General features: G+C 73.5%; 14 protein-coding genes. 6 read left to right on the top strand and 8 right to left on the bottom strand.

Features of this window, described 5'->3' with window-relative positions; genetic code table 11:
• Positions 1-128: 128 nt before the first annotated feature.
• The 4 genes from msrB to AB0E05_RS32500 all read right to left on the bottom strand — a co-directional run bounded on the left by msrB (position 129) and on the right by AB0E05_RS32500 (position 3,382).
• A complete protein-coding gene (gene msrB, locus AB0E05_RS32515) occupies positions 129-536 on the bottom strand; it encodes a peptide-methionine (R)-S-oxide reductase MsrB (protein WP_361970486.1) in 408 nt (135 codons plus the stop codon).
• A 13-nt stretch (positions 537-549) separates the two neighbouring features.
• Positions 550-1,950, bottom strand: a complete 1,401-nt coding sequence (gene murC, locus AB0E05_RS32510) for a UDP-N-acetylmuramate--L-alanine ligase (protein WP_361970484.1) — start codon at positions 1,948-1,950, stop codon at positions 550-552.
• Between the two features lie 59 nt (positions 1,951-2,009).
• The gene (locus tag AB0E05_RS32505; RefSeq protein ID WP_361970482.1) at positions 2,010-2,462 is read right to left on the bottom strand and encodes an indole-3-glycerol phosphate synthase; all 453 of its coding nucleotides are present in this window, start codon (positions 2,460-2,462) and stop codon (positions 2,010-2,012) included.
• A gap of 125 nt (positions 2,463-2,587) precedes the next feature.
• The gene (locus AB0E05_RS32500; protein WP_361970480.1) at positions 2,588-3,382 is read right to left on the bottom strand and encodes a pyrimidine reductase family protein; all 795 of its coding nucleotides are present in this window, start codon (positions 3,380-3,382) and stop codon (positions 2,588-2,590) included.
• A gap of 37 nt (positions 3,383-3,419) precedes the next feature.
• Between AB0E05_RS32500 and zapE the strand changes: the two genes are divergently transcribed.
• The 3 genes from zapE (at position 3,420) to AB0E05_RS32485 (ending at position 6,621) form a co-directional block, all read left to right on the top strand.
• The gene (gene zapE / locus AB0E05_RS32495) at positions 3,420-4,493 is read left to right on the top strand and encodes a cell division protein ZapE (protein ID WP_361970478.1); all 1,074 of its coding nucleotides are present in this window, start codon (positions 3,420-3,422) and stop codon (positions 4,491-4,493) included.
• 78 nt (positions 4,494-4,571) lie between these two features.
• On the top strand, positions 4,572-4,997 hold the full coding sequence (locus tag AB0E05_RS32490; protein ID WP_361970475.1) for an OsmC family protein: 426 nt from the start codon (positions 4,572-4,574) through the stop codon (positions 4,995-4,997).
• Between the two features lie 262 nt (positions 4,998-5,259).
• A complete protein-coding gene (locus AB0E05_RS32485) occupies positions 5,260-6,621 on the top strand; it encodes an alkaline phosphatase PhoX (protein ID WP_361970473.1) in 1,362 nt (453 codons plus the stop codon).
• A gap of 142 nt (positions 6,622-6,763) precedes the next feature.
• Here AB0E05_RS32485 and AB0E05_RS32480 read toward each other — a convergent pair whose 3' ends face one another.
• Positions 6,764-7,276 carry a cupin domain-containing protein gene (locus AB0E05_RS32480; RefSeq protein WP_361970471.1) on the bottom strand — a complete coding sequence of 171 codons (513 nt, stop codon included), beginning with the start codon at positions 7,274-7,276 and terminating at the stop codon, positions 6,764-6,766.
• Positions 7,277-7,417: 141 nt separating this feature from the next.
• On the opposite strand from AB0E05_RS32480, the gene AB0E05_RS32475 reads away from it, so the two are divergent.
• Positions 7,418-8,275 carry a polysaccharide deacetylase family protein gene (locus AB0E05_RS32475; protein ID WP_361970469.1) on the top strand — a complete coding sequence of 286 codons (858 nt, stop codon included), beginning with the start codon at positions 7,418-7,420 and terminating at the stop codon, positions 8,273-8,275.
• Positions 8,276-8,579: 304 nt separating this feature from the next.
• Here AB0E05_RS32475 and AB0E05_RS32470 read toward each other — a convergent pair whose 3' ends face one another.
• From AB0E05_RS32470 to AB0E05_RS32460, 3 genes are read right to left on the bottom strand one after another with little or no spacing between them, the layout of a single operon-like run.
• Positions 8,580-9,242, bottom strand: a complete 663-nt coding sequence (locus tag AB0E05_RS32470) for an ABC transporter (RefSeq protein WP_361970467.1) — start codon at positions 9,240-9,242, stop codon at positions 8,580-8,582.
• Positions 9,239-10,099: an ATP-binding cassette domain-containing protein gene (locus AB0E05_RS32465; RefSeq protein ID WP_361970465.1), complete on the bottom strand. Its 861-nt coding sequence runs from the start codon at positions 10,097-10,099 to the stop codon at positions 9,239-9,241. The genes AB0E05_RS32470 and AB0E05_RS32465 overlap by 4 nt, the downstream gene beginning before the upstream one ends.
• Positions 10,099-10,773, bottom strand: coding sequence for an AIM24 family protein (locus AB0E05_RS32460; protein WP_361970463.1), 675 nt, complete (start codon positions 10,771-10,773; stop codon positions 10,099-10,101). Before AB0E05_RS32460 ends, AB0E05_RS32465 begins: the two co-directional genes overlap by 1 nt.
• A gap of 165 nt (positions 10,774-10,938) precedes the next feature.
• On the opposite strand from AB0E05_RS32460, the gene AB0E05_RS32455 reads away from it, so the two are divergent.
• Both AB0E05_RS32455 and AB0E05_RS32450 read left to right on the top strand, forming a co-directional pair.
• Positions 10,939-11,595 (top strand): peptidyl-tRNA hydrolase, encoded by a 657-nt coding sequence (locus tag AB0E05_RS32455; protein ID WP_361970523.1) that lies wholly within the window; start codon positions 10,939-10,941, stop codon positions 11,593-11,595.
• 155 nt (positions 11,596-11,750) lie between these two features.
• On the top strand, positions 11,751-12,584 hold the full coding sequence (locus AB0E05_RS32450; protein WP_361970461.1) for a DUF4142 domain-containing protein: 834 nt from the start codon (positions 11,751-11,753) through the stop codon (positions 12,582-12,584).
• The last annotated feature ends 57 nt before the right edge of the window (positions 12,585-12,641 follow it).

The raw sequence follows: 12,641 nt of genomic DNA, 5'->3' as shown, positions 1-12,641 counted from the left end.
GTGCGGTGCGGCCTTGGTGGCGCTGGGCGTCCCCCTCGTGCCCGAAGGGCGTAGGGGCGCGGGGAACGGCGCGACAAGCCCACCACCGGGCCGCAAGGCCACAGCGGGACGTCCCGTCGGGCGACGCGTCAGCTCTCCGTCGGGGTCAGCCGCAGGGAGACGCTGTTGATGCAGTACCGCTGGTCCGTCGGCGTCGGATAGCCCTCACCCTCGAACACGTGTCCGAGGTGCGACCCGCACCGCGCGCACCGCACCTCCACCCGCACCATGCCGTGCGAGCGGTCCTCCAGGAGTTCGACCGCGTCGGAGTCCTTGGGGTCGTAGAAGGACGGCCAGCCGCAGTGCGAGGCGAACTTGGTGTCGGAGCGGAACAGCTCCGCACCGCACGCCCGACACTCGTACACGCCCTCCGTCGTCGTGTCGGTGTACTCCCCGGTGAACGCGGGCTCCGTGCCCGCCTGCCGCAGGACCTGGTACTCCGCGGGGCTCAGCTCCGCGCGCCACTGCTCGTCCGGCTTCTCGATGTCGTACGCCATGAAAACCGCTTCCTCAGCTCGACAGACGGGCCAGGATGCGCGGACCGAGGTCCGTCACGTCACCCGCACCCATGGTGAGAACGAGGTCACCGGGCTTCGCCATTCCCGCCACCACCTCGACGACCGAGGCGGCGTCGGCGGAGCGGACCGGAGTGACGTCCGCGCCCGCCGCGCGCGCCGCCTCGACGATCATGTCGCTGGTGACGCCGGGGATCGGGTCCTCGCGCGCGGGATAGATGTCCAGGACCACGGAGGCGTCCGCCGCGGCCAGCGCCTGACCCATCTCCTTGCCCAGCTCCTGGGTGCGGGAGAAGAGGTGCGGCTGGAAGACGACGAGCAGCCGGGAGTCGGCCGCGGCGCCCCGCATGGCCTCCAGGTCGGCGGCCATCTCGGTGGGGTGGTGGGCGTAGGAGTCGATCACCTGGACGCCCTCGGCCTCGCCCTTGAGCTGGAGGCGGCGCTTGACGCCGGTGTACGCGCCGAGCGCGCGCGCCAGGTCGGCCGCGGGGACGTCGAGCGCGGCGCCGGCGGTGAGCGCGGCGACCGCGTTCAGGGCGTAGTGGCGGCCGGGCACGGAGACCGTGAAGGTCAGCTCCGCACCGTCGAGCGAGACGGTGACGTCGCTGGTCAGGCCGTGCGGGACGATGCTCAGGACACGGACGTCCGCGGTCGGCGACTCCCCGTACGTGGCGATCCGCAGGTCCGCGCGGCCCCCCAGCCGGGAGGTCAGCTCGACGGCGCCCTCCTGGTCGGCGGAGACGACGAGCGTGCCGCCGGGGGCGACCTTGCCGACGAAGGTCTCGAAGGACTCGTGGATCTCGTCCATCGAGGCGTAATTGGCGTGGTGGTCCAGCTCCACGTTGAGGACGATCGCGACCTCGGGGTCGTACTTGTGGAAGCTGCGGTCGCTCTCGTCGGCCTCGGCGACGAAGATCTCGCCGTCGCCGTGCCGCGCGTTGGTGCCGGGCCCCGCCAGGTCGCCGCCGATGGCGTACGAGGGGTCGAGGTCCAGCTCGCCGAGGGCCACGGCCAGCATGGACGTGGTGGTGGTCTTGCCGTGGGTGCCGGCCACCGCGATGGCGCGGCGCCCGAGCATCAGGGACGCCAGGGCGTCGGAGCGGTGGACGACCGGTACGGACAGCTCGGCCGCGCGCAGCAGCTCCGGGTTGTCGGCGCGGATGGCGCTGGAGACGACGACGCAGCTCGCGTCGTCGGCCAGGTGCCCGGCCGCGTGGCCGATGTGGACCGTGGCGCCCAGCTCCCGCAGGGCATCCGCCGTGGGCGACTCCTTGGCGTCGCTGCCCGCGACCTGGGCACCGCGTCGGGCGAGGATCTGCGCGATGCCGGACATCCCAGCGCCACCGATGCCGATGAAGTGCGGGCGTTCCATGGCCGTGGGAAGGGCGGATGCCATGCGTGTCTGCCTCTCTGGTGCAAGCCTTTGGCCGGTCGCTCTTCCGGCCGGGGACCACCCTATTCGCTGTGCGCGAAGAGCTTGAGCACCGGGACGCCGACCTTGTGGCGCGCCCGGGACGCCCAGTCGCGGTGGAAGAACTCCTCCACGTAGTGCGGCGCGGTCAGCACGATCACCTCGTCGGCGTTGGCCTCCTCGACGACCGACTTGAGCTTGTCGAGCGGGTGGCGCTCGATGACCTGTCCGACCGCCTCGGAGCCGGCGTCGCGCAGCGCGCGCACGGAGTGCTCCAGGGCGAGCTCGGCGGGGGCGTGCGCGTCCTCGCCCTCCGGTTCCTCGCCCTCGTGGACGGCGTCCTTCAGCTCGCCGAGCGCCACGTCGTCGATGGCGCGCAGCAATGCGTCCGCCTGGTCGCCGCGGGGCTGCAACAGCACGACGAAGGAAACGCCCTCGTCCCCGTGGAGGGTCGTCACGAAGTCCACGTCGTCAGGGGTCAGAGGCTTCTCGATCATCAGTACGGTTGTGAACACGTTCAGGAGCCCTTCTGCGGAAACCATCCTTCCCCGTGCCCGCACGGGGTCTGCAGGAGTAAGTGTGCCCGCCCGAAGCTAACCGGAACGAGAAATTCCGCTGATTGTCAGATGCGGTGGTAACGGGTGAAAAGGAAGCCGCCCTCCTCCAGGACGGACGCCAGTGCGAACCGCTCCGGGACGGCGACCTCCGGACCGCCCGCGATCCGCTGCGCGCCACCCGCCGTGAGCAGCGGCGCCACGGTCAGGCACAGCTCGTCCAGCACCCCGGACGCCACGAACTGCCCCAGCAGCCTGGGCCCGCCCTCGGTGAGCTGCCGGGTCATTCCGCGCTCCGCCAGCGCCCGCACGGCGCACGCCGGATCCACCCCGGCGCCCTCCCCCGCGACCACGACCTCGACGCCCTCCTTGCGCGCCGCGTGCAGCCGCTCGGGGGGCGCGGCGGCGCCCGTCAGCACCAGGGTGGGCACCAGTGCGTCGGCGAAAAGCGGAGCCCCGAAGTCCAGGTCGAGGGAGGCGCTCACCACCGCGATCGCCGGGGCGGGCCGCTGACCGGCCGCCGCACGGCGCGCGGCGAAGGCGTCCCGGGCCCGCGCCGCCCGGTACCCCTCTCGACGTACCGTTTCGGCGCCGGCGATCACCACGTCGCTCAGCGCCCGCAGCACCCCGAAGATCCGCATGTCCGCGCCGCTCGACAACGGCTGCGACGCCCCCTCGTGCTGCGCGGCGCCGTCGAGCGAGGACACCATGTTGGCCCGCAGCCACACGGCGGGGGCGCCGTCACCCGCGGAGGATGCCTCCGGATACGCGTACGCATCCGCCAGCTCGTCCAGCGACCACTCGCGGTCGTCGAGTCCGGCCGTCGGCACTGTCGAATCGGTCACAGGGAACAGGCGTCGCATGACGTGCAGTCTTACACGGCGTTTACAGTGGTGAACTGTGTCGTCACCTGTCACCAGTCCCATAGCCCACGACTCGCCGCAGTCGCTGTGCGAGCGTGAGCCGCACGTCCCCGCCGACCGGCTGGTGGCCGAGTTGAAACCGCCGCCGCGCTTCGACGCCGTGCGCTTCGACACCTATCTGCCGGACCCGGCGCAGCCCAGTCAGCGCGAGGCCGTCTCCGTCCTGTCCTCCTTCGCGGCGGGGCTCGGCGGGGCCCACGCCAGCGGCGCGGGCAAGCGCCGCTGGTTCGCCCGCAAACCCGCCGCCCCCACCGGCCCGCGGGGCGTGTACCTGGACGGCGGATACGGGGTCGGCAAGACGCACCTGCTGGCGTCCCTGTGGCACGCCACCCCCGCCGAACCGGCGCTCAAGGCGTTCGGCACCTTCGTGGAGCTGACGAACCTGGTCGGCGCGCTCGGCTTCCAGGAGACCGTGCGCACCCTCGGCGGCCACCGGCTGTTGTGCATCGACGAGTTCGAGCTGGACGACCCGGGCGACACGGTCCTGGTGTCGTCGCTGCTGGCGAAGCTGGTCGCGTCGGGCGTGGCCCTGGCCGCCACCTCGAACACCCTGCCGGGCAAGCTCGGCGAGGGCCGGTTCGCCGCCGCCGACTTCCTGCGCGAGATCCAGGGCCTGTCCGCGCACTTCCATCCGCTGCGCATCGACGGCGAGGACTACCGGCACCGCGGGCTGCCCGAGGCCCCCGCGCCGTACGCCGACGACGTCGTCACGAAGGCCGCGTACGCCACCCCGGGCTCGTCGCTGGACGACTTCCCGGCCCTGCTGGAGCACCTCGCGAAGGTGCACCCCAGCCGGTACGGGGCGCTCACCGACGGGATCACCGCGGTGTGCCTGACCGGCGTCGGCCCGGTCCCGGACCAGTCGACGGCGCTGCGCCTGGTGGTGCTCGCCGACCGGCTGTACGACCGGGAGGTCCCCGTCCTGGCCTCCGGGCTCCCCTTCGACCAGCTGTTCGGCGAGGAGATGCTGCGGGGCGGCTACCGCAAGAAGTACTTCCGGGCGATCTCCCGCCTCACCGCGCTGGCGCGCGACGCGAAGCCGCTCCTGTAGCGGCGCGTTTCCCGGACACGGGGCGCGACCAGTAGGTTCGGGGAGCGTAACCACTGTTCTTGAGAAGGGATCCACACCATGGCCACCACTCGCACGGCGCACACGATCTGGCAGGGCGAGCTGCTCACGGGGTCCGGCGAAGTCACCTTCGACTCCTCCGGCATCGGCACGCAGCCGGTCTCCTGGCCGTCCCGCGCCGAGCAGGCCAATGGCAAGACCAGCCCGGAGGAGCTCATCGCGGCGGCGCACTCCAGCTGCTTCTCGATGGCGCTCTCGCACGGCCTGACCGGCGCCGGCACCCCGCCCACCCGGCTGGAGACCAAGGCCGACGTCACCTTCCAGCCCGGCGAGGGCATCACCGGCATCCACCTGTCGGTGCGCGGCGAGGTGCCCGGCATCGACGAGGCGACCTTCGTCGCGGCGGCCGAGGGCGCCAAGAAGAACTGCCCGGTGAGCCAGGCGCTGACCGGCACCACGATCACGCTCTCCGCCGAACTGGCCTGACGTTCCGTCCCGGGCCTTTGGCCAGGGAAACGTAGAGTTTCAGACGACACACGAACATCGGTGACCCGCACGGTTCACGCACCCACCAGGTGCGTGCTACACACGTGCGGGTCACTTCTTTCTCCTGACCCGTGCGCCACCCTCACCTCCCCGCCTCCCCGCGCCTGTTCACCGTCCCGTACGACACACCGGCCGCACCGGTCCTCGCCACGGGACGTCTGACCGACCGTCATTTCTCTGTCCGCCAACAGGGAGTTGCCTCATGTCCGAAAGCACCAGACGCCAGGTCCTCACCCGCACCGGGGCGCTCGGCGCCTCCATCGCCTTCGCCGGCGCCGTCTCCGAACTTTTCGCGGGCACGGCCGCCGCCCATGGTCGCCGGGGCTACGGCCCGCTTGTCCCCGACCCCGCGGGGCTGCTCGACCTCCCGGCGGGCTTCCGCTACCGGGTCCTGTCCCGCGAGGGCGAGCCGCTGCGCTCCGGCGAGGGCGCGGTCCCCGGCTGTCACGACGGCATGGCCGCCCTCGCCGGCCGCCGCGGCCGGGTCCACCTCGTCCGCAACCACGAGAACGACCACGCCGACCCGCTCGCCGTGCCCACCGTCGCCGGCCTGACGTACGACCCGGCGGCCCGCGGCGGCTGTACGGTCCTGGAGCTCGACAGCCGGGGCAACGTGCGCTCGGAGCGGGTGGCGATCGCCGGTACGGCGGTGAACTGCGCCGGCGGCCCGACCCCTTGGAACACCTGGCTGACCTGCGAGGAGAACGAGAACAAGGCCGGCACCAACGGCTACACCAAGGACCACGGCTTCATCTTCGAGGTCGACGGCGCCGACCCGCACCGCTCCGGGGCCGTACCGCTGACCGCGATGGGCCGCTTCGCGCACGAGGCGGTCGCCGTCGACCCGAAGACCGGGATCGTGTACGAGACGGAGGACGCCCGCAACCCCTTCGGCCTCTTCTACCGCTTCCTGCCCAACCGGCCCCTGGGCGGCCCCGGTTCCCTGCGGGCCGGCGGCGCGCTGGAGGCCATGCGGGTGCCCGGCGTGCCCGACCTCGCGGCCGTCGCCGAGCCGGGCGCCGCGTTCGACGGCGTCGAGTGGGTCCCCGTCCCGGACGGCCAGGCGGTCCAGACCTCCGTCCGCAAGCAGGACTTCGGCCCGAAGGGCATCACCCGCGCCCAGAAGCTGGAGGGCGCCTGGTGGGGCGGGCGTTCGGTGTACTTCGTCTCCAGCTACGCCCGCAGCAGCCAGGGTTCCGCCGGCGACCACTTCGGCCAGGTGTGGAAGTACGAGCCGGCCCGCCGGCGGCTGACCCTCGTGGTGGTCTTCGGCCCGAGCACGGACATCCAGCTGCCGGGCGAGTCCCCCGACAACATCTGCCTCGCCCCCGGCGGGAACCTGATGGTGTGCGAGGACGGCGACGGCGCGCAGCACGTGTACGGGCTCTCCCGGAAGGGCGAGCTGTACGAGATGGCCCGCAACCGCCAGAACATCGGCACCCCCGAGGCCCCCGAGTGGGGCGAGTTCGCCGGGGCGGTGTTCTCCCCCGACGGGGAGACGATGTACGTCAACTGCTACCGGCCCGGCACGACCTTCGCGGTCACCGGCCCCTGGCAGGACTGAGCCGGACGGAAGAAGACGTCGGGCGGACCGGAGTCCGGTCCGCCCGACGTCCCGTGGGGGGGGGCGGAGCGCCCGTGTGGCGCTCCGCCCCTTGATACGCACGGGGCGCCCGGGGCGTTCAACGCCCGGTGCGCCTCTTCGCCTAGGACGGCAGGGGCGTACCGCAGCGGCTGCAGTACGCCGCCGTCGCGTCGTCCGAGGGGCGGTCGCAGCCGGGGCAGATCCGGTGCAGCAGACACGCCCCCTCGCCGCCCTCGTCCACCGCGTCGACCGGCGCGGCGCGGCCCGTGCCGCGGACGGCGAGCCCGGGGCGGCGGCGGTGCGCGGTGACGTAGACGAGTCCGTCGTCCCCCGCGGTCACGGCGCGGGGCGTGCCGTGCGGGAGCCAGGCCACGCAGCCGGGCTCCAGCGGCTGCCGGCCCGCGGCGCTCTCCAGCTCACCGCCGCCGCCGAGGACGCACAGCAGGACGTCCAGGTCCGGCTCGACGTGGGTGTCGATGCGCGTCCCGGGGCGCACCCGGACGACGTTGGCGTCCAACTGTCGCCCCGCGGCGGCGAGCCGCCACAGCGCGCCGCCGCGGTCGTCGGGCACGGCCCCCACGGCCCGCACGTGGACGGGCCCTGTCAGCACTCCCGCCGCCGGCAACTGGTCCATCGGTCTTCCTCCTCGACGCGGGTTCCGCTCCGGGGCCGCCCCGGGGTCTGACCCGCTCGGGTGGACAGCCTGGCCGGGTTCCCGACACCCCCGCAACACGTCCACCGAACGGTGAGATCATCACATATTTTCCGTTATGTGATGATCAACGTACGCATGCTCACGGCTGCGATCGCGCTGGGCGCCTCGGTCGCCGTCCTCGTCGGCTGCGGCGGGGACGGCGCCGGGCGCGCCCCGGTCGGCCCCCCGGCGGCGTCCGGCGGGAAGAGCCCCGGCGCGGGGGCGCCGCCGAACCTCGCGCCCGGCCCCGGCGGGGTGACCCCCGTCTTCGAACGCTCGGCGGTCCCGCCGGACCGGGCGCCCAGGACGGTCGCCCTCACCTTCGACGCCGACATGACCGCGGACCAGGGCCCGCGGGCGGCGGCGGGCGAACGCTTCGACAACCCCGGGCTCATCGACGCGCTGCGGACCCTGAAGGTCCCCTCGACGATCTTCATGACCGGCCGCTGGGCGGAGGAGTACCCCGACCAGGCCAGGTCGATCGGCACCGACCCGCTCTTCGAGATCGCCAACCACTCGTACAGCCACCACGCCTTCAAGACGCCCTGCTACGGCCTGCCGACGGTCGCGCAGCGGGACATGGCGTCGGACGTGGACCGCGCCTTCGCGGCGTTCCGGAAGGCGGGCGCGCGCAACGTCGTGCCGTACTTCCGCTTCCCGGGCGGCTGCTACGACGACGCGGCGCTGCGGGCGATCGCGCCGGGGAAGGTGACGGCGGTGCAGTGGGACGTCGTCAGCGGTGACGCGTTCGCGGAGGACCCGAAGAAGGTCGCGGAGCAGGTCCTCACCCAGGTGAGGCCGGGGTCGGTGGTGGTGCTCCACTGCACGCGGAGTGCGGCGCCGGTGACGGAGGAGGCGGTCCGGGAGATCGTCCCCGCGCTTCGAGCACGCGGCTACGTCTTCACCAAGGTCTCCACCCTGATGCAACCCGCGCCCTGAGCCGCCCCCTCGCACCTCTGACGTGTTCGCCGTTGCCCTGCGGGCGTGTCGGTCCCCCTGCGGCTTGTCTGTGGCTTGTCGCGCAGTTCCGCCCCCTGTGCCCTGTGGGCACGGGGGGGGGACCCCGAGCGCCCCTGGGTTGCTCTGCTCGGCGCCGCACGTGGCAGAGGCGTGGGAACCCACCACGGGCCGCAGACGAACGAGGGTTTAGGGGCGCGGGGAACTGCGCGATCAAGCCCCACCGGGTCGCAGAGACCAACGCGCCCGCCGGGCTACGGCGAGTGTGGCCAAGCGGCTCGACGTGCTAACGGTCGCCGATGCGGGTGACGTGGGACGTCAGGGCGAGCGCCGCGCAGGCGAGGAGCGTCGCTGCCGCCAGGGGGAGCACCGGCAGCGGTGCCGAGGCGCCCGACGCGTCCACCATGTCGAACACCGCACGGTTCGCCGGCGAGTACGGAACCACCAGCGCCAGGAGCGACAACAGCGCCGTCGCCGCCCACGACCAGCCCGCGTGCCGCAGCACCGGCCGTGTGCACACCGCCCCGATCGCCGCACCCGTCACGGCGCACGCCGCCGCCGCGAGCAGCCCCGCGACAGCCGCCTCCGCCAGCGGAACCGTGGGCCCGCGCGGCGGATCCGCGGCCTTGCCGAGGAGGACCGCCGCGGTCCCGAGGACGCCCAGCACCCCCGCGCAGCCCGTCGCCGCCAGCAGCGCCGCCGCGTGCGCACGGGCCGGACCGCTCGGCGCGGCCACGACGTCGCGCGCCGCGGCCGGCTCCTGGTTGGCGCAGAGCCGGACGAGCCACGCGGTGACGGGGAGCAGGGCCGCCGCTGCGTACCCCAGGGACTCCAGGGGGCGACCGGACAGCACGCCGTCCGCGATGAGGACCGCGTACAGCACGAGCGGGGCGAGCCAGCGCTGGGAGCCCAGCAGCAGGGCGGTCTGGTAGCCGATCAGCGCGGTCACCGGTCACCGTCCTCCGGCGCCGCCACGGGTTCGACGGGGGCGACGTGCCGGATGTGCCACGGCGGAACCGCCCCCAGCAGCGCGCGCAGCAGATCGTCGCCGTGCGCGGCCGGCACGGTCAGTACGGTGGCGCCGTCCGGTCCCGGCTCCCGGCGGGGCGCGCCGGGCAGCCCTTCGGGAAGGGGGCCGCCCGCCCCGGACGCCACGATCCGCACCCGGCCACCACGGTCCGCCGCGGGCCCTCGCAGGTCGGGCCGGGTGACGAGGGTCCCGCCGGCCACCTCGTACACCGCGTCCGCGCGCCCCGCGAGCCGTTGCGGGTCGTGGTCGACGAAGACCACGGCGCCCCCGTCGGCGGTCCGCTCGGCCACGGCGCGGTCGAACTCCGCGCGGGCGCCGGTGTCGAGCCCCGTCCACGCCTCGTCGAGGACGAGCAGCTCCGGCTCGGCGAGCAACGCCTGGGCGACGGCGACCTTCTGGCTGGTGCCCTTGGAGAGTTCGGCGAGCGGTGTACGGGCGTGCTCGGCCGCGCCGAGCCGGGCCAGCCAGCCCGTGGCGCGCCGACGGGCCGCCGCCCGGGTCAGGCCGTGCACGCGGCCCAGCCGCGTCAGGTAGTCGAGCGCGGTGAAGGGGAGGGCGGGCGGGAAGCGCTCCGGTACGTACGCGGTGCGCGGCCGGGCCGTGACCCGGCCCTCGGTCGGCGCGTCGATCCCGGCGAGCAACCGCAGCAGCGTGGACTTGCCGGTGCCGTTCGTGCCGACGATCCGGGTCAGGGTGGCCGCGGGCAGCGCGAGGTCGACCCCGCGCAGCACCCACGGCCCCCGGACGCCGTAGCGCCGGCCCACGCCTTCTAACATCAGCTGCCCGACTTGGTGGGGACCACTTCGCTGGGGCGGACGATGACGAAGCCCTCGCCCTGGAGGACCAGTTGGACCGCTTCGCCGGAGCCGCCGCGGATCATCGAGCCGACGGACTGGGAGCGGTGCAGCGAGGTCTGGAGACTGGCGCTCCAGCCGACGACCGCGTCCGTGTCGACGTACACGGGCTGCTGGCCGGAGACCGGTATCACGATCGGAGTGCCCTCGCAGATGACGGCGAGCTTGCCGTATCCGGAGAAGACGCTGTTGAACAGCCCGCCGCCGGCCGCGCCGACGCCCTTGACCGTCTTGATCTCGTAGGAGAGCGTCGGGTCGAAGCAGAGCACGTTGCGACCGTTGATGGTCAGCGAGTCGCTCTGCTCGATCTCGACGATGAAGCAGTTCGCGGCCTCGTGGGCGAACCACACCTCGCCCTGCCCGCTCACCGTCATCAGCGCCAGTCCCTCGCCGGTGACGGCGCGCTTCAGCATGCCGCCCAGGCCCTGGCCCTTCCGCTCGAACTGGAGGTTGCCGCGGTAGGCGACCATCGAGCCCTGCCGGGCGTACATCTCACCGTTGACGACGTACTTGATGGACTTGGCGTTCTGCTGGAACATGCCCGGGGCGGACGCCGGCTGGGCCATGTTCTCGGAGGCGAAGAGGTCGCTTTTCATGGGGTGCATCCTCACCCAGACGGCCCTGTTTGACCAAAGAATCACCGATCGTGGCCTGCTGGCACACTGGGCGGGGTGAGCAGCGAAGCCCTCAGCCCCGAGCCCCACAGCACCACCACCGCAGCCAGTACGGCCAGCGCCGACCGTGACGCGGCGCCGCAGTTCCTGCTGCCGATGGTCGCCCGCATCGAGAAGGCCGCTCCCCCGGCCCGTACGGACGCCCTGGAGACAGCCGCCCGCGCGGTGCTGACGCTCCTGGCCGACGAGCGGTCCCTCGGCGACGGGGAGTGGGCGGGGGCGGTACGGGACTGGCAGGACGCACGGATCCGCAAGGTGGTCCGTCGGGCGCGCGGCGCCGAGTGGCGGCGGGCCTCGGCGCTGCCGGGCATCACGGTGAGCGGCGCGACCGCGGAGGTCCGGGTCTGTCCGCCCGTACCGCTCGACGGCTGGCCGAAGGACCTGGCGCGGCTCCAGGTGTCCGGGACCGACCTCACGGACCCCGAGCCGCCGGCCGCGCCCGCCCCCGGTGCGCCGGTGCTGTGGCTGAGCCCCGGGCTCGACATGTCGGCGGGCAAGGCCATGGCACAGTCCGGGCACGGCGCCCAGCTCGCCTGGTGGGAGCTGAGCGGTGCGGAGCGCACGGCGTGGGCCGCGTCCGGGTTCGCCCTCGCGGTGCGGACGGCGGAGCCCGGACAGTGGGACGCGCTCGTCGCGAGCGGCCTCCCGGTCGTGCGGGACGCCGGGTTCACGGAGATCGCGGCCGGCTCCTGCACGGTGGTCGCCGACCATCACGCCCTACGGGCCCGGCTCGCTCCCCGCTGACGCCGGGCCGCGACCGTTGAACGCCGGCCGGCCCGTGTGCGTACCTCTCCCTGCCGTGGCACCGACGAAGCCGACGCAGCCAACGAGTCCGGATTCGGTGCGGCGGCCGGTCCGGCGGTCGTGCGCGCCGGGGGCACATCGGCTCGGGAGGCACCTTGCAGCGGCGCGTCAACGGAACGGCCCTGATCATCGCTGCCCTGCTCGCCACGGCGGGGGCGCTGGCGTTCCCGGTGTGGTCGTACGCGGACCGGTCGGGCACCGGGCAGGACAAGCTGGCCGCCGCCACCGTGGCGACCCCGTACGGGCCGCTGTCCGCCACCGACCGCGACTTCCTGGTGAAGGTCCGCCTCGCCGGCCTGTGGGAGCTGCCCGCGGGCCAGCAGGCCGTCGAGCGGGCGCCGACCCGGGCCATCCGGGACGCGGGTGACCACCTCGTCGTCGGCCACACCGACCTGGACGCGCGCGCCCGTGACGTGGCGGCCAAGCTCGGGGTCGCGCTGCCGAACCAGCCGAACGAGCAGCAGCAGGGCTGGTTGCGGGAGCTGTCCGCGGCCAGCGGCCGGGAGTACGAGTGGAAGTTCGCGAACCTGCTGCGCAACGCGCACGGCAAGGTGTTCGCCCTGATCGCCCAGGTCCGGCACACCACCCGCAACTCCCTGATCCGCCAGTTGGCGACGGACGCCAACCAGACCGTGCTGGACCACATCACCATGCTGGAGGCCACGGGCCTGGTGGACTTCGGCGCGATCGCGGGCGAGGCGGCGGACGGCACGACCGCGAGCCCGACCGGTCCGCCGCCGCCCGACGGCGGCGTGCCGGCGGCCCCGGACGCGGCGCAGCCGACCGGGGGCGACACCTTCACCTCCCGTCCGTCGACCGGGCCCGGGGCGCCCACGGCCGTCAACACCGACCGCCCGGCGCCGTCCGGCGCACCGTTGACCGACGAACTCGTTGAGGCTCCCGCCACGCTCGCGCCCGCGCCGTCCTGAACCAGCGCGGAATTGACCGCGCTCGGCGGGAACCTCAAATCCTCCTCTGAACGTCCC

The organism is Streptomyces sp. NPDC048057, assembly GCF_040653095.1.
GTDB lineage: Bacteria > Actinomycetota > Actinomycetes > Streptomycetales > Streptomycetaceae > Streptomyces.
Note: the sequence above shows the minus strand (reverse complement) of the source record. Positions and strands in the feature narration are given on the sequence as shown.